This window comes from Caballeronia sordidicola (assembly GCF_000729995.1).
Classification (GTDB): Bacteria; Pseudomonadota; Gammaproteobacteria; order Burkholderiales; family Burkholderiaceae; genus Caballeronia; species Caballeronia sordidicola_A.
In genome coordinates this window covers 217,012-233,803 of the sequence record NZ_JNFG01000020.1, presented here as the reverse complement: position 1 = coordinate 233,803, position 16,792 = coordinate 217,012, and the positions used below count along the sequence as shown (strand labels likewise).

The following is a 16,792-nucleotide window of genomic DNA, read 5'->3' as shown; positions in this document are numbered from 1 at the left end:
TCAGCGTCCGATCCGGAACAGCGGCTGGGCTGACTCGACTTCATCGCCTGCTTTAACTAGGATGGCCAGGACGGTGCCGGCGAATTCGGACTCGATCGAATTGAACATTTTCATCGCTTCGATCGTGCAGAGCACCTGACCTTGCGTCACGGTATCGCCGACCTGAACGAACGGCGCTTCGCCTGGCGCCGGCGTGAGATGCACGACGCCGAACATCGGCGCCTCGATCACGTGGATGTCGGTTTCAGCTTGCACGGACGGTGTGGCGGGAGCAGGTACGGAAGGCTCGCCAGGCGTCGTTGTTGCCACTGCAACGCCAGCAACACCCGCGCGGCCGCCCGGCGTTTTCACGAGTCGAACCCGGTCGTCGCCTTCTATCAACTCGAGTTCGGCCAGCGGTGACTGCGCGAGCAGTTCGATCAAGGCTTTGATTCTTTCTAGATCCATCATTGAGTCAGGCCCGGTTATTCGTGCGCCGACGCTTGTAAGCTGCGTACGGCAAACCGCGACGCCCGCGAGCCGCGCTCACAGGCGAATTACGATGAACTCAATGTATCCGGCGCATAAAATTCGCGCCAAGACGGTTTGGCTTTGTAGCGATAAGGCGCGCTTATGTATCGGCGCCAATGGCGGGCGTGACGCCCAGCGCAAGGTCCGCAGCCAGTTCCAGCAAGATGTCCTTGACCGCCGCGGCCGGCTCGGAAAGCGGCAGATGGTCCGACAAACAGACCGAAAGCGGGATCTTGATGACGGGCGAAACGATCCGGCACTGCACGACATCGCCCGCTCCCGCCACCACGCGTGCGGTCGAATCCGGCAGGATCGTGGCGCCTATACCAGCGCTCACCGCAGCAGCCAATGTAGTTGCCGACTCGATCTCCGCCACGACCTTGGGGACCATCTGGACGCGTGCAAACCCTTCGTCGACGTATTTTCGAAGGTAATTGTAAGGTCTGGGCAAGAGCAGCGGAACATCGCGCAAGTCGGTCACGGCGATCTGCCCGGGAGCGATACCCATGCTGCGCGGCGCCACGAGAAAGAGTTCCTCATTCAGCAGGAGTTGAAATGAGAGCCCGTGGACCGGCTTGTCGCCGTATAGCACGGCCATGTCCATGCGCCCGTTCATGATGAGTTCACTGAGCGTTGTGCCGAAGTTCTCGTTGATGTACAGGAGAATGTCCGGATGACGCGCCCGCACGGATGTCAGCAGCGGCAGCGACAACGCGGAAGCGCCGGTCCCAGGCGCCAGCCCGACCGACACGGATCCCGACAAGGTCTGCCCTGCGCTCTTCACATCGGCCTGGGCTTGCTCGTATTGCCGGAGGATCAGTTGTGCATGCCGATAAAGCGTCGCGCCCGCCTCGGTCGCCGTCACCCCACGTTTGGTACGCACGAGAAGTTGCTGCTGGAACTCGCTTTCGAGCGTGATCAGTTGCTGGCTCAGTGCCGGCTGGGCGATATGCAGAACCTCGGCTGCCTGCGTGAGGCTGCCTATATCCACGATCTTCACGAAGTATTTAAGTCGCCGCAGATTCACGTTCGTCGCCTGAAAGTCATTCGATTTCAGATGATAGGGCAAGGTTCGCGCAGCCGACAGCCATCAAAAACCCCAGTCCCGCGCGTTCGCGCCTCAAATCCCTCATCCATAAGTGGATGTTATTGCGCCAGCGCAAAGACGTCTTGGCGCTAACTTTTTCACCCGCTTAACGTGGCGCTTTACCAGAAGGCAACGATTACCGAGCGTGCAATACGGCCATGCCGGAGCATTTCCTATGCTTCCCTGCGCCGGGCGTCCGATCGAATGCATGGCGTGCAGAGGGCTCTCAGGGCAGCGCTGCGCAGCATGCTCAAGCCTGGAAATACCGCGTGATGAACGCGGATCGCGGCCACCAAAGAGTGTGCCGGATATAAGAAAACGCTTCAGGAAATAGAGGGTTTGGACTTTCGACAACAGGGGAAACACATGAAAAAGATTTGCTTCGGCATACTAAGTACAGCTTGTGCCATTAACGTCGCACATGCGCAGTCGTCCGTCACGCTTTACGGGATCATCGACGAAGCCATTCGCTTCGATAACCACCAGACCAAGACCGGTGGAAAACTTTTCACCATGGGAAGCGGCGGCGAACTGTCTGGCAGCCGCTGGGGTTTGCAGGGCACGGAAGACCTGGGCGGCGGCATGAAGGCGATCTTCCAGCTTGAAAACGGTTTCACGCCGAACACCGGCGTGACGCAGCAGTCGACGCCTTCAGGTGCTGCCCGGCTGTTCGGCCGCACGGCAATGGTTGGGCTTGTGTCGCCTTATGGCACGATCGCGCTTGGCCGCCAGTACACGCTCGTGCATGAAATGGGCTACACGCATGACATCTATGCGTTCTCGAACTACACCGGCACCACGGGCTTCCAGGGCGCAGGGGAAACCGGCGGCGGACGTCTGGACAACACGGCGCGCTATACCTCGCCGACACTTTACGGCTTCACCCTGCGCAGCGCCTACACCTTTGGCCAGACAGCGGGCAACGTCCATCAGAACTCTTCGCCGGCGGTCAGTCTTTCTTATGACCGTGGGCCGCTTAGCGTGGGCGCCGCTTATCAGGTCATCAACGATATCGGCGGCCTGACACCCGCAACCTCGGCTTACGGCAGCACGTATTTCGGCATCACGATTCCCGACAGTTCGCAGAAGGTATTTACCGCGGGTGCGACCTACGCGCTTGGCAGCGCCAAGCTCTACGGCTCCTACATCTATAGCCATGTGTATCCGGCTGACTACCGCAATGATTCGTTCTCGGTTGCAGCAGGCTACTTCATCACGCCTTCGCTGCAATTGATGATGCCGGTTTATATCGACTTCCTGCGTCACGCAAATACAAGCGGAACGCGGATCACAACCGGCCCGACGCTTGACTACTTGCTCAGCAAGCGGACCGACGTTTATGTGGGCGTGGACTACAACCACCTGACCGGCGCATGGACCACGCTGGCGGGTAGTGCAGGATCGAACCAGCCCTTCAATGGCTATAACTCGCTGTTCGAAGCGACGATTGGCCTGCGCCACAGGTTCTGATCGACGGTGCGGCTGGTCATGAATGCGCGCGGCTCACGCTGCGCGCAGTGGAATCGCAGCTGAATTGCAGCTGAATTGCAGCGGGATCATAAGGCGCGCCTATTGATCCAGACCGAATCGATCTTGTTCAAGCTGAAGAGCTGGCCGTAGAGTGGAGCACGTTCGATGTACCGCTCAATGTACCGCCTAACAAGGGGTTTTCGCCATGCATGCACTCGTGATTCACGCGCCGCTGGATTTGCGCATTGAAGATGTCCCGACGCCCGAACCGGAAGCGCATCAACTGCTGATTCGCGTTCGCGCCGGCGGCATCTGCGGTTCTGATCTCCATTACTTCAATCACGGCGGCTTCGGGACGGTCCGCATCAAGGAACCGATGGTGCTCGGGCATGAGGTATCGGGCGTAGTCTCGGGCGTTGGTGCCGGTGTCACCGACATGCCCGTCGGAACGCGCGTGTCGATCAGTCCCAGCCGGCCCTGCGGACACTGCGAATACTGCCAGCAAGGTCTGCAAAACCACTGTCTCGACATGCGCTACTACGGCAGCGCAATGCGTACGCCGCACGTCCAGGGTGCGTTTCGCCAGGAGATCGTGATTGATCGGTCGCAGGCTCACGTTGTGTCGGATGCGTTGAGCGATGCTGAAGCCGCCATGGCCGAGCCCTTGTCGGTTGCGCTTCACGCGGTACGCAGGGCGGGACCATTGCTCGGCAAGCGCGTGCTGGTCACAGGATGCGGTCCGATTGGCGCATTGATTGTCGCGGCAGCGCGACGTGCCGGCGCCGCGCATGTCGTGGCAACCGATGTGAATGAGTTGCCTCTGAAAAGCGCGCTTGAAGTCGGTGCCGATCAAGCGTTCAACATATTGCAGGCGCCGGATGCGCTCCTGCCTTTCGCTGCAGGCAAGGGCACGTTCGATGTGCTGATCGAAGCGAGCGGCAATGCGTCCGCATTGCGTGGCGCATTCGACTCGATCCGGCCGCGCGGGGTTATCGTTCAGGTGGGTCTCGGGGGCGATGTGCCGCTGCCGATGAATGTGATTGTGGCCAAGGAATTTGATTTGCGCGGCGCATTCCGGTTTCATGAGGAATTTGCTATTGCAGTTGAACTGCTCAACAAGCGGTTGATCGATACCAAGCCGCTGATATCCGATATCTTCTCTTATCGCGATTCGCTCAAGGCTTTTGAAACCGCAAATGACCGGTCGAAAGCGATGAAAGTCATCGTGGATTTTGCGTGACCTACGGGATTTATTTTCGCGATTGCTTTCCAAATGACACGTCTTGAAAGTGACGAAACGAATACCAGGTTGGCTCGTCGCGCCGGCTCCTTTATGCCCGGGGTCGTTAACCACATTCGAGAATTGCCCCAAGCAATTGCCGGACGTGTTCTCGTGGAGCGGTCGACCCAAAAGGCGACCCTCCAACCCATACCGCCGACCGTTGAGTGATCTATCGGCGTGTCATAGCATGACGTCCACGCTGTGCATCCCCTCGTCACCCCACAAACGAATAGTCAGTGGGCGCCGAGCGTCTCGTCTCGCGGTGCGGAACGCGTCAATTATTTGTTGATGCCACTGCTGAAGATCCTGCGGCCGCAATCCCTGTGGGCGGCAGTGCTGCAAATACTCGTGTATGACGCTTTCGCCACAAAAAGAGTAGCCGACGGTCATACCTAGCGCCATAAGCATGCTATCTCCGCTTTGCATCGCGCAGACAATTCCCAGCGCCCATGCTTCAGCGTCTCCCCGTTGGCGAAGACCGCAGTGAAAGTACCTCAAAGCTGCGGTTTGGTGCCTTCCTGCAACGATAGACGCATGCCCCGCATTGAAATTGAAGAGTCCGCTGCCGCCATGCTCGGTTAGTAACTCAGTGAGCAGGGCGTCGAAATCCGCCTCCCGCTTTTGCGTTAGTCTCTCAACGTCCTCGAGTCCGCCCTCATAGTGACTTGGAGCAACAACCATATCGACGTGCCATTGCTCTATCATCTCAGTGCATAGCAGCACCAGAAGGATTGCATGGGCCTGTGAGTCGGGATTGATGCCCTGCTCCATGGCCTTGCGCAGTTCGCACTGGGCGGCAGCAAAGTTACCCATACAGAAAAGCGAGTCGCCTAAGAAGTAGCGTGTCTCTTTATCGTCGTCCAATTCGAGCGCCTGCCGATAATGAGCGACAGCGCCCGTATAGTCCGCGCTCTCAAAAAGGGAGGCGCCCAGGTCACAATGAAAGTACGGACGTACAAGGTAGTCCGCGTCGTACGAAGATGCGGCCCTGAATGCATCTGCCGCCTCCTTCCATCGCTTCATGGCCGCAAGTGTGTTTCCCAAGCTATAAGAGATGGCAGCTTTCTGGCCTGCGTCATCGGACGACTCGCGAGCCTCCTTAAGCATCTCAGCCCACTCGTCAATCTGTCCGTAACGATCGGCCGCTGTAAATAGCGCGCAGAAAAGAAGAGGCTGGTCCATCTGCGCCTCCGCGGAGGTAGCAGTTTTGAATGGCTCTAACTTTGCCGCCGCTTCCTTAACGCCTAGCGCATAAGCCATGGCGTCTACCACATGCGCCAATAGCGGACCGCGTGCCTCTTGCACTAGGAGTGCAGCATGACTCTGCGCCAAGGGTCGAGCGGCAAGTATCCTGTCATATCGGCAGGCAGTCAGGAATATCAGCAGCCACACGAGCGAATGCTGATCGTGTGGCGCATCTTCAAGGGAGACCACGAGCCCAGGCAGCCCGAGGTGGGTCGTAGCAATGGTCGTGTTTTCGACGAAGACTTTGAAGGCGGCGTCCGGCTGGTCACCAGCTATTACCTCAAACAGGTGTCGGTTCACCGCTTTTCCGAGAGCCTCTGCAAACGCAAAGAGCTCCGGTCGCGGCAGCGACGCGCTGACGATTGCCACTGCAAATGGCGGTTGCAGGCGGGAGGCCAGCGCTTGTCCTCTCTTTGCGAGGAAGTCGTGAATATCCTTTGCGGAAGTATTCCGATTCCAAAGGCGAAGAAACCGCACCACCGACAAACTGTTTGCGTGGGGCTTCAGGGACCAAGCGACCTCATGTATCCAGCACCAATGGATCGTCTGGTTTTCCTCGTAGTAGCGAAATAGCAATACGGGATCCATGTGCGACGACCAATATTCAAAGTGATCGCGATCCAGAGATAGCGTGTCCTCCTCTTCAGCGCTGTCGGTCGCCTTCAACTGTCCATAGCACCTAAGCCCTGTTGCCAGACCACTTTCATCGAACAACTCAAACTGGACATCGATCCCGTAGTCGGACTGGAAGTCATGGACAACCCACTTGGCGGGCACCGCCAAACGAAGTGCGGCCAGTGACCGATCCTCTAGTTCGTGATTACGTACTCGTTGCGTCGTCATGATCCCGCCGTCAGCGATCTGTGAAGGAACAATAGAGTTGACACAACGCCTCCAAATAAAATCAAATATCTAGCGACACACGCGATTGCGTTCCAACGAAATAGAGGTCGACACGAACATAATTGAATTCGATCGGAGCAGCGATCTTGCGGCAAAAGAATTTGGCACAAATTTTTAGGCTCTCCAGTCGTGCATACGGTGCTATGCGCCGATTACACAAGTCCGCGTTTCCGGACTTGTTAAGGTTTTGCTCGCAAGATGCGGATAACTTCGCCAACCAGAACATCGATATCTGCTCTGAATTCCACTTGCGTCTTCGTCGGCAAAGACTCTTTGGGACGGATTCGAGTGTGCAAGTATGAATCCGCAATCTTTCGCGAGGAATTCCCCAGGTGTTGCATAGACTCCCGAAACGACTTGCCACCGCCAGCGTAATTGTTCGCGATCTCCGCAAAACTTCCTAAACCAAAAATAGGAGGAACGTGGTCAAGGATCGCGCGAATCAAAAAAATGCACGAGAGAAACGAGTGACTTTCATATGAGCGATTCAGCTCAGCCAACATTTGCGTCAGCCTGGCGGTGTCGAGCGGGCGATTTGGTTGGAAGCTCTCTAGCTCTTGAATTCGGCTGACTTCCACAAAATGCTCGATCTGTGACTGCCATGTTTCTGGGAAACCGGGATAGTGCGTCTTATGCTGAACGAGAATGGGTTGGCCTCTTTCATCGTAATCTTCCTCTTCGCTGCACTTTGAAACGTGGCAGAAGCTTACCGTTCCACATCCATTACAGCGCACAGTAAGGTAGTGGTCCCAAAACTGAGCAAGCCCCTCGAAGTGGTTGGAGTTCACAATCGACTGAACCGAGTGTGAAGTATCTCTACCGCACTCAAGGCATGGGTAAATGCCATTCATTCCTTTTGACTCTTGAATTGAAATCTCCGCATCGTGACGCACAGTGGGCCTCATGAATCTTAACGTTGAAAGTAACCTAACGCCGTAGGCACGCAGACCGAGCGGAGCCTTGGCGCAACGACCCGGTCAGGTCAATTCCGGTTTTTCGCAACTGGCCAGCACAACGCCCATGTCAAACTCTACTGTCTTGTGTCAAACACTATTGTTCGTTCGCACGGGCTAGAAAGTATATCCGCTAGCGCGAAAGACCATAAACGAATCTACAATTAATTCGTCACAATTTGACTCATCGTGACTGACACGCTCCCATCATGAAAAAGGTTATTACGGATGCGTCGAACGTAAACCATTCCGTTTTCTATATCCTTGGTCTGATCTGCCGCCGAGACTTCAGCTTCGTACTCCTCCCGCTTCCTCTCAACCACCATCTTCTTCGGAGGACGTTGGAAGCATGTAGATCAACGCCTCACGCTCATGGCAACTACGCCGCAACCCCGAGAATACCCATCAACTTCGTCGCATTCCTCTGCCCCTGGTCCTCGTAGTTGGTATTAAAAACCACATGCGTCGATTCAACCGCTTTCGAAATTTCGATGATCTGACTAGCTAGCGAATCAAGTTCATCGTCGTTGTACTCGTAGTGAAATCTCGACGACGATGCAACCGCGCCTTTGATATTCCATGTGTCCTGATTGCGTCCATGCATGCGAATCAGCGCCAGCCGCGGATGCGTTGTTTCCCAAATGGCGGGGATGCTGTTACTCGCCCCCTGCGGTTCATCCACCACCACATTCACCAGCCCGCGCTCACGTTCCATGGCGAGCGTGGAGTCGCGGCGCTTTTCGTCGAACCAGGTCTGGTTACGAAATTCAACCGCCATAGTGTAGCCGTCCATTGCACTCATGACGTCTGCACAGTGCTCGACATGCCGGATGCCGTGGGGATTGCAGATCACCCACGGCGCGAACTGGAAATGCACCGCGCCGAGCTTGCCGGCAACACGAAGCGGCTCAACGGCTTCGAAGTACCGGCACCATAATTCCTGCTGCAACTCACCCGGCAAATCCTTGTAATACAGGCTTGTCTTGCCGTTCTGCGGCAGAAGTGGCTGGATGTCCGGCGGGAACATGTCTCGTGCGGTCTGATGCCCCGTGAACAAGCGAAACGCCTTGATGTTGAACACAAACCCGGGCGGTGTCCGCTCAGCCCACAACACCGAATTCGCGGCGTTAGGCATGGCGTAATAGCTGGAATCGACCTCCACCAACGGGAACACGGACGCGTAATGACGCAACCGCGCCTCCGCGCTCGAACAGCCAGGCGGATAAAAACGCTTGCACTTGATCAGCGTGGGATCTGTCCATGAAGCCGTGCCAACCAGGATGCTCACCGCGCATTCTCCCTACCGTTTTCGCACCATTCGCCGGTCATAATTTCCTCTCGGTTTTCGTCGCCGACGTTTAAAAAGGGGCAGTTCAGAATCGATCAATTCAAGGTAAAGTACTGTACATCCATACAGTTAAATTTACCATGTCAGCCCTGCTCAAGAACGTCGAAGACATCCACCCCGCCTTGTGGCGCGGGTCGCAGCTCGCGCGCTCGCATGGGCAAACGGTCGACACGGGTTATGCCGTGCTGTCGGCCGAACTGCCGGGTGGCGGCTGGCCTCTGGGAACGCTGATCGAGTTGCTGGTGCAGCAACCGGGCGTGGGCGAAGTCAGGCTGTTACGCCCGGCGCTCGCCGCGGTAAGCCGCCGCCCTATCGCCTTCGTGCAACCACCTCACATGCCGAACTCTCTCGCTTTTGCGTATCTAGGTGTACCGCTCGACAAGCTGCTCCAGGTGCGTGCATCGAAACTGGCTGACGCGTTGTGGTCAGCCGAGCAAATCCTCAAGACCGGCAGTTGCGGGGCGCTTATCTTCTGGCAGCAATACGCGCGCACGGAGTCGCTACGGCGCCTGCATATGGCCGCGCAATCCTCTGAAACGCTATTCCTGATGGTGCGCCCGCTCGCGAGCGCGGCGGATTCGTCACCGGCCACGTTGAGGCTGTGCGTGCGGCCGGCCGGCGACGGTATTGCTGTCGACATCATCAAGCGCAAAGGCCCGATCCGCGCCGAAAGACTGTCCGTCATTTTGCAACCCTCCCCCGTCCTGCTGAGTCCCTATGCCCGTGTACGTCGGCATACATCTACCCCGGTTGTCGCTGGAAGTGTTTCGTCCACGCTGGTCGCGTAGTGCTGAGCACGGCTGCGTCGTCCTCGACCGCGACACGGTCTCTATCGCTGACGTGGGCGCTCGCGAGGCCGGCGTGTGTATCGGCATGAAACGCGGTGGCGTCCTCACCCTCTCGCCCGACACCCTCATGTTCGAGCGCGAGTTAAGCCGGGAAAACGACTTGATGCGCGAGGTAGCTTTTTCCCTGATGAAATTCTCACCCATGGTCACGCTCTGCGATGAGGAAACCATTGTTATCGACGTCACGGCGAGCTTGCGGCTCTTCGGCGGCATCGTGCGGCTGTGTCATCAGATGCGGGACATTGTCGATGCCATCGGCGTGACGGCGCGTTTAAGTACGGCGCCGACCGGCCAGGGCGCGTGGCTGCTGGCCAAAAGCACCCAGAGCGCTCACCTCGGCAAGCGGCGCGTGCTGAAAATGACGTCGCTCGAACGCAAGCTCGGAACGCTGCCGTTCCACGCCGCGCCGGAAGTGCGGGCTTTCAGGGACTGGTTCACGGGACTCGGTTGCAAGACGCTGAACGACATCCGCCGCCTGCCGCGTGCCGGCTTGAAGAAACGCTGCGGTGTCGCGCTGCTGGATTCGCTCGATCGCGCTTATGGTCTCGCGCCCGAACTCTATGAATGGCTGGCCGTGCCGCCGGCTTTCAGCGCGCGCATCGAGTTGCCCGATCGCATTGAGCATGCGGAAGCCATGTTGTTTGCCGCGCGCCGGTTGATCGTGCAATTGTGCGGCTGGCTGAGCACGCAGCAACTGGCGCTCACGCACGCCACGCTCACGCTGGAACACGAGCGCGGCCGCGATGCCATCGATCCCACCGTTATCCAGATCGCCCTCGCCGAACCGACCTGGCACGAAGAACATCTCGTTCGCTTGTTCAAGGAGCGGCTTGGCCGCACGGAACTCGTGGCGCCTGTGATCGCGCTGCGCCTGAGCGCCGCAAAAATACAGCCTGCCGAACCGCCTACCGAGACGCTCTTTCCCGAACCCGGCGGCTCGCCTGAAGACCACAATCGGTTGCTCGAATTGCTGGTGGCGCGGCTGGGTGCCGAGAACGTGCTGCGTGCGGCGCCTTCATCGGATTACCGGCCGGAACAGGCGAACCGATGGATCTCCGTCACCGATACCACCCTTCCGCAAAAGCTTGAAGCCGTGCCGTCCGATCTGCCGCGCCCGGCGTGGCTGCTTGAAAAGCCGTTGCAATTGATGATGAAAAGCCATCGGCCGTTTTATGGGTCGTCGCTGAAACTGGTGTCGCCGGCTGAACGCATCGAGGCAGGATGGTTCGACGGCGGTTTGACCAGCCGCGATTATTTCGTCGCGCAAGCCAGCGATCAAAGTTGCTACTGGATTTATCGCGAGCGGCCCGGCAGTGCGGAGGCCGAAGACCCGCGCTGGTTTCTCCACGGTCTGTTTGGATGATGAATCGTGGATACAACCTTCTCCATGCTGCCCGCGTATGCGGAGCTTTTCGCGTTTTCCAACTTCACGTTCCTTCACGGAGCATCGCGTGGAGAGGAGTTGGTCGCGCGGGCGGCGCAACTCGGTTATGCCGGCTTGGCGATCACCGATGAATGCTCGCTCGCGGGTGTCGTACGCGCGCATGTGGAGGCGAAGAATCTGAATTTTCCACTGGTGATCGGCTCGTATTTCAAGCTCGTCAACGCGGATCTTTCGCCGGCCTTCGGACTCATTTTGCTGGCGACGAACCGCAATGGATACGGCAATTTGTCCGAGCTCATCACCATTGCCCGCATGCGGTCGAAAAAAGGCGCATACCTGCTCACGCCGAACGATCTGGCACGCCCCGATAAAGAGTTCACACATCTGCGCGGCATGCCCGATTGTCTCGCGATCCTCGTACCCGATTTCCCCGCAAAGCAGACTGCGCTCGATGCCCAGATTGAATGGCTCGACACCACGTTTCCTCAGCGCGCGTGGGTTGGATTGACGCTGCACCAGCGCGCACTCGATGACATGCATCGGGGGACCGTCGAGCACGTGGCTGCGTTTCATAAGGTGCCCGTGGTGGCGACCGGCAACGTGGTGATGCACGTGCGTTCGCGCAAGCCGCTGCAGGACACCATGACGGCAATTCGTATCGGCAAACCGGTGTCGGAATGTGGTTACGATCTCGCGCCGAACGCCGAACAACATCTGCGCTCCAGGTTGAGGCTCGCGAATCTCTATCCGGAATACACGCTTGGCGAAACCCTCAACGTGCTCACGCGCTGCACATTTTCACTCGATGATTTGCGTTACGACTATCCGGACGAGATCGTGCCGGCCGGTTATACCCACGCCGCTTATTTGCGGCAGGAAACCTATATTGGCGCGCATCGGCGTTTTCCGCTCGGCATTGAGCACAAGGTGCAGGCGCAGATAGAACATGAACTCGAGTTGATCGAGCATATGAAATACGAGGCGTATTTCCTCACCGTCTATGACCTCGTCCGCTTTGCCCGCAGCGAAAACATTCTTTGCCAGGGGCGTGGTTCCGCGGCGAACTCCGCCGTGTGTTATTGCCTCGGCGTGACCGAAGTGGATCCGGCGCGCGGCAACATGCTGTTCGAACGGTTTATCAGCAAGGAGCGTGGTGAGCCGCCGGATATTGATGTCGACTTCGAGCATCAGCGGCGCGAGGAAGTGATCCAGTATATCTATCGGAAATATGGGCGTGATCGCACGGCGATTGCAGCGGCGGTGTCGACGTATCGGCCGCGTGGCGCATTGCGTGAGACGGGCAAGGCGCTGGGCGTCGATCCGCAGATTGTGGATCGCGTCGCGAAGTCGCATCAGTGGTTCGATACCAGTCATGACCTGCTGCAGCGCTTCACCGAATCCGGGCTTGATCCGGAGAATCCGTTGATTCAATCGTGGGCGTCGCTGGCTGCGCAATTGCTGAATTTTCCGCGGCATCTGTCGCAGCATTCCGGCGGGTTTGTGATCAGCCGGGAGAAACTGACGCGGCTGGTTCCTATCGAAAATGCGGCTATGGTGGATCGCAGCGTGATCCAGTGGGACAAGGACGATCTGGAAGCGCTGGGGCTTTTAAAAGTCGATGTGCTCGCGCTCGGCATGCTGTCGGCCATTCGACGCACGCTCGATATTGTCTCGGAGAAACGCGGTGAGCGCTTCGAGATGCAGGACATCCCGCCAAAAGATGAAGCGACCTACGAGATGATCTCGCAGGCGGACACTATCGGCGTGTTTCAGATTGAATCGCGGGCGCAGATGTCGATGTTGCCGCGACTGCGGCCGAAGGAGTTTTACGATCTGGTGATCGAGGTTGCGATCGTACGGCCTGGTCCTATTCAAGGTGGCGCGGTGCATCCGTATTTGCGGCGGCGTCAGGGTTTGGAGCCGGTGAGTTTTCCAAACGACGATCTGAAGGTCGCGCTCGAAAGAACCTTGGGCGTACCGATATTTCAGGAACAGGTCATGCAGATCGCGATGATCGCAGCCGGGTTCACAGCGGGTGAGGCCGATGCATTGCGGCGGGCAATGGCCGCGTGGAAACGCAAAGGCGGTCTGGGGAAATATTATGACCGGATTGTGAACGGCATGATCGAGCGCGGTTATAAAAAGGCTTTTGCAGAAGCTATTTTCGAGCAGATCAAGGGCTTTGGTGAATATGGTTTTCCTGAAAGCCATGCGGCGAGTTTTGCGCTGCTGGTGTATGTCAGCAGTTGGTTGAAGCGACATGAACCGGCGGCGTTTCTCGCGGCCATGCTGAACTCGCAACCGATGGGTTTCTACTCCCCTTCGCAACTCGTGCAGGATGCGAAGCGCCATGGTGTGGTCGTGTTTCCCGCCGACGTGACAGTAAGCGGCTGGGACTCGGTGCTTGAATATCCGGATGAATGTCGCGGCGATGACAGCAGGCCTGCTGTGCGGCTGGGGCTATCGCTGCTTCGCGGAATGCGCGATGGTGCGGCTGAGCGTATTGAAACGGCGCGTAGCGTGCGTCAGTTCGACAACGTGGGTGACCTCGCGCAACGGGCACAACTTGACCGTCATGACTTGCAGGCGCTGGCTGCTGCCAACGCGTTGACTACGCTTGCCGGCAATCGACGGGAAGCGTTATGGCAATCCGTGGCGGCCGTGCCCGATAAAGACATGCTCAACGATACACACGTGGAAGATGTCACGCCTCTGCTCGGCGCACCCTCTGAAGCTGAGGATATTGTCAGCGACTACAAGGCTACGGGTCTGTCGCTCGGACGTCATCCGCTTGAACTGTTGCGGCCGGCGTTGCTTGAACTGCGCTTGATGTCGGCTGCTACGTTGCGTGATTACAGGAACGGGAAGTTAGCGCGCGGATGCGGACTCGTGACCGTGCGTCAACGGCCTGGAACGGCGAAGGGTGTGATGTTCGTGACCATTGAAGATGAGACCGGCAACGTCAACGTGATCGTGTGGCCGAGCTTGCTGGAGAAGCAGCGCCGCGAGGCACTTGGTTCGACGTTGCTGGCTGTGTACGGTACGTGGCAATGCGAGGGTGAGGTTCGACATCTTGTCGCGCAGCGGCTGGTGGATATGTCGTATCTGCTGGGTGGGTTGACGAGCGTGAGCCGGGACTTTCATTGATTTTCGGCTGCCGTTCTTTGATCTTCATTGACCATCTTTGATCATCAGCACTCCATCTAAATTGTCCAAGCGCAAGCCGGGAACGTTCTTATTCAACGTCTGGCGCGAAACGCACTATATTAGAGGCTGGTTTTAGTCACTGAAGGAGTCCGAGCATGAAAGTCCGCACATATCGCCGCACCGTTGCAGGCATCGCAATTGCAATGTTGTTACCCTTTTCAGCCGCTCACGCGCAGCTTGGCAATTTGTTGAAAGGAGGCGGCAGCTCCGATGGATCCTCGTCCAGCGGGCTCAGCAGCCTGGGGAGCATGAGCGGCATGACCGGCGGGTTGACCGGGTCATCGCTGACATCGGGTAGTACAAGTAATGTTGCAGGCGTGCTGCAGTTTTGTATCAAGAACAACTATCTCAGTGGCAACGGGGCGTCGTCGGTTAAAGACTCGCTGATGAGCAAGATAGGTGGGACATCGGCTGCGTCGTCGGATAGCGGGTATACCTCAGGGGCTGCAGGTCTTTTGAAAAGTGGCGATGGGAAACAGGTTGATCTGAGTGGCGGCGGGTTGAAGCAGCAAGTCACCAAGCAGGTTTGTGACAAGATTCTTTCGCAAGGAAAGTCGCTGGTTGGTGGGTGATCTTCGGTTCATTTTTTAACCTCGGCGGGTCCTTAGATCTCGTTGGACTTGCCGGGGGTATCGCGATGTATTGCGCTCTTTGGCGGATGCGGTGACTTTGGAATTTCGTCACCGCTCACCAAGGAACGACTCTTCCCAGGTAGTCCAGGTAATGCAATCCGGAACGGCCTTCGTAAGCCTCCATCGTGTTCAGCAAGTTCGGGATACTTTCCTCGATACTCAGACGTCCGCCAGGACCGCCCATGTCCGTTCGTACCCATCCAGGCGCCATCAATAGCAGGGTTCTCGCGTCGTCCTGGTGGCGCGCTGCGAAGCTACGCATGAACATGTTGAGAGCAGCCTTACTGGCCCGGTAGACCTGGTAATTGCCGTTAGTGTTGTTGGTGAGGCTACCTTGCCCTGACGACATGACACCAATCGTTCCGGTCGGCCGCACGAGGTCCTGAAACGCCTCGATGACTCTCATCGGACTCAACGAATTCGTCACCATGACGCGCACGAATTCCTCGGTCGAGACATCGGCGATCGTTTCACGATCGTCGTTCTTGACGCCCGCATTCACGAAAAGTAGATCCACTTGCCGATCTTTAAGACGATCGTGTAATGCGGCGACTTGGTCGGGAATTGTGATATCGACTGCTTCAACTTCCAGCGCGCCTTGAGTGCTTTCCGAGAGTTGGCGCAGCTTTTCTGTTGAGCTCTCTCGCCCGGTGGCAATCACTCGCCAGCCGCGCTTGAGGTATTCCTCGACCATGGCGAATCCGAGGCCGCGGGATGCGCCGACGAGGAGGACGGTTTTCTGCAGAGAGTTGTCTTGCATTGATAGTTCCCTATGAATAAGACCCGATAGTCATGGGTCGATACAGGAAATATATCGATGGGAGAGACATGGCGGAAGACGCAGCAGTTGCACTTATAACCTGCATCAAACGCCATGTTTCAGCGGGTCCTGCTACGATCAGGCATGCCCGAAACCGACTTGAATTTACTCATTGCGCTCGACGTATTGCTTGCCGATGGCAGCGTGGCCGGTGCTGCACGTCGACTGGGATTGAGTGCCTCGGCCATGAGCCGGACCTTGACCCGGCTTCGCGAAGCGACCGGTGACCCGTTATTGGTTCGGGCGGGGCGCCGGATGGTATTGACGCCCCATGCGGAGGAACTGCGCCAACGCACTCAGAATGCGGTTCACGAGGCGCGTGCGGTACTTCGTCCCTCAACGACGGAGCCGGATTTTTCGACGTTGCAGCGAACCTTTACCATTCGCGCCAACGACGGTTTCGTGGAGGCATTCGCCGCTTCGCTGATCGCTGCGGCTATTGCGGATGCGCCACTCGTGCGTCTGCGTTTTGCGCCCAAGCTTGAGAAGACGGCGGCGTATTTGCGCGATGGCTCCGCTGATCTTGAAATCGGTGTATTGAGCGAAATGGGACCGGAAGTCCGCGTGCAGGCATTGTTCCGGGACCGCTTTCTTGGTGTTGTCAGACAGGGGCATCCGCTCGCAATGGAGCGTGAGGTGACGGCCGATAGGTACATCGCGTTTGGCCATGTCGTCGCTTCACGACGCGGTCGCGCAAGCGGACCGGTCGATGCGGCGCTGGCCGCTTTAGGGCTGGAACGAACGATTGTCGCCGTCGTTCCGAGTTTTCCCGCCGCGCTGGCTGTGACCCGAGCCTCCGACTTGATAGCGCTCGTGCCTGCGTCTTTGATGGGGGGTCAGGCTGAACAGCAAGGATTGGCCGCATCTGCCACGTTGCATGCCTTCGAGCTTCCTGTGAAAACCGCGGAGATAACGGTCTCGCAGATGTGGCATCCTCGTTCAGAGGTCGATCCTGTTCATCGTTGGCTCAGACAACTGACGCTGACTGCATGTCGGGAACGGCTGCCGCTGTGAGACGGTAGTCTCCAGCGCACGACCATTCCCATTCTCCCCATGCAGGTACGTCGACAGCGCTTCGATGCGGATAATTTCGCGAGATATGT

Annotated in this window: 13 protein-coding genes; 7 read left to right on the top strand and 6 right to left on the bottom strand. The window is 57.6% G+C overall.

Going from position 1 to position 16,792, the window contains the following annotated elements; all coding sequences use genetic code 11:
* Positions 1-450 carry an acetyl-CoA carboxylase biotin carboxyl carrier protein gene (gene accB, locus FH08_RS0120290; protein ID WP_235210423.1) on the bottom strand — a complete coding sequence of 150 codons (450 nt, stop codon included), beginning with the start codon at positions 448-450 and terminating at the stop codon, positions 1-3.
* A gap of 160 nt (positions 451-610) precedes the next feature.
* On the bottom strand, positions 611-1,537 hold the full coding sequence (nac, locus tag FH08_RS0120285) for a nitrogen assimilation transcriptional regulator NAC (RefSeq protein WP_031360100.1): 927 nt from the start codon (positions 1,535-1,537) through the stop codon (positions 611-613).
* 426 nt (positions 1,538-1,963) lie between these two features.
* Here nac and FH08_RS0120280 point away from each other — a divergent pair, with 426 nt between their 5' ends.
* Both FH08_RS0120280 and FH08_RS0120275 read left to right on the top strand, forming a co-directional pair.
* Positions 1,964-3,067, top strand: a complete 1,104-nt coding sequence (locus tag FH08_RS0120280; RefSeq protein ID WP_031360099.1) for a porin — start codon at positions 1,964-1,966, stop codon at positions 3,065-3,067.
* A 205-nt stretch (positions 3,068-3,272) separates the two neighbouring features.
* A complete protein-coding gene (locus FH08_RS0120275; RefSeq protein ID WP_031360098.1) occupies positions 3,273-4,307 on the top strand; it encodes an L-idonate 5-dehydrogenase in 1,035 nt (344 codons plus the stop codon).
* A 222-nt stretch (positions 4,308-4,529) separates the two neighbouring features.
* Here the strand turns inward: FH08_RS0120275 and FH08_RS0120270 are convergent, their stop codons facing one another.
* From FH08_RS0120270 to FH08_RS0120255, 3 genes are all read right to left on the bottom strand, one after another.
* The gene (locus FH08_RS0120270; protein WP_031360097.1) at positions 4,530-6,437 is read right to left on the bottom strand and encodes a DUF4365 domain-containing protein; all 1,908 of its coding nucleotides are present in this window, start codon (positions 6,435-6,437) and stop codon (positions 4,530-4,532) included.
* 239 nt (positions 6,438-6,676) lie between these two features.
* Complete coding sequence (locus tag FH08_RS49545; protein ID WP_160172485.1) at positions 6,677-7,390, bottom strand: hypothetical protein; 714 nt, start codon at positions 7,388-7,390, stop codon at positions 6,677-6,679.
* A 439-nt stretch (positions 7,391-7,829) separates the two neighbouring features.
* Positions 7,830-8,738 carry a DUF72 domain-containing protein gene (locus FH08_RS0120255; protein WP_031360095.1) on the bottom strand — a complete coding sequence of 303 codons (909 nt, stop codon included), beginning with the start codon at positions 8,736-8,738 and terminating at the stop codon, positions 7,830-7,832.
* Between the two features lie 140 nt (positions 8,739-8,878).
* Here FH08_RS0120255 and imuA point away from each other — a divergent pair, with 140 nt between their 5' ends.
* From imuA to FH08_RS0120235, 4 genes are all read left to right on the top strand, one after another.
* Positions 8,879-9,586 (top strand): translesion DNA synthesis-associated protein ImuA, encoded by a 708-nt coding sequence (gene imuA / locus FH08_RS0120250; RefSeq protein WP_031360094.1) that lies wholly within the window; start codon positions 8,879-8,881, stop codon positions 9,584-9,586.
* Positions 9,516-11,009, top strand: a complete 1,494-nt coding sequence (locus FH08_RS0120245) for a DNA polymerase (RefSeq protein ID WP_031360093.1) — start codon at positions 9,516-9,518, stop codon at positions 11,007-11,009. Before imuA ends, FH08_RS0120245 begins: the two co-directional genes overlap by 71 nt.
* 6 nt (positions 11,010-11,015) lie before the next feature.
* Entirely contained in the window at positions 11,016-14,177 is a 3,162-nt protein-coding gene (locus FH08_RS0120240; RefSeq protein ID WP_031360092.1) for an error-prone DNA polymerase, read from the top strand.
* Positions 14,178-14,332: 155 nt separating this feature from the next.
* Positions 14,333-14,809 carry a DUF2501 domain-containing protein gene (locus tag FH08_RS0120235; protein WP_031360091.1) on the top strand — a complete coding sequence of 159 codons (477 nt, stop codon included), beginning with the start codon at positions 14,333-14,335 and terminating at the stop codon, positions 14,807-14,809.
* A 115-nt stretch (positions 14,810-14,924) separates the two neighbouring features.
* On the opposite strand, the gene FH08_RS0120230 is transcribed toward FH08_RS0120235, so the two are convergent.
* Positions 14,925-15,629 (bottom strand): SDR family NAD(P)-dependent oxidoreductase, encoded by a 705-nt coding sequence (locus FH08_RS0120230; protein ID WP_031360090.1) that lies wholly within the window; start codon positions 15,627-15,629, stop codon positions 14,925-14,927.
* Positions 15,630-15,773: 144 nt separating this feature from the next.
* On the opposite strand from FH08_RS0120230, the gene FH08_RS0120225 reads away from it, so the two are divergent.
* Positions 15,774-16,703 (top strand): LysR family transcriptional regulator, encoded by a 930-nt coding sequence (locus tag FH08_RS0120225; RefSeq protein WP_031360089.1) that lies wholly within the window; start codon positions 15,774-15,776, stop codon positions 16,701-16,703.
* Positions 16,704-16,792: the final 89 nt, after the last annotated feature.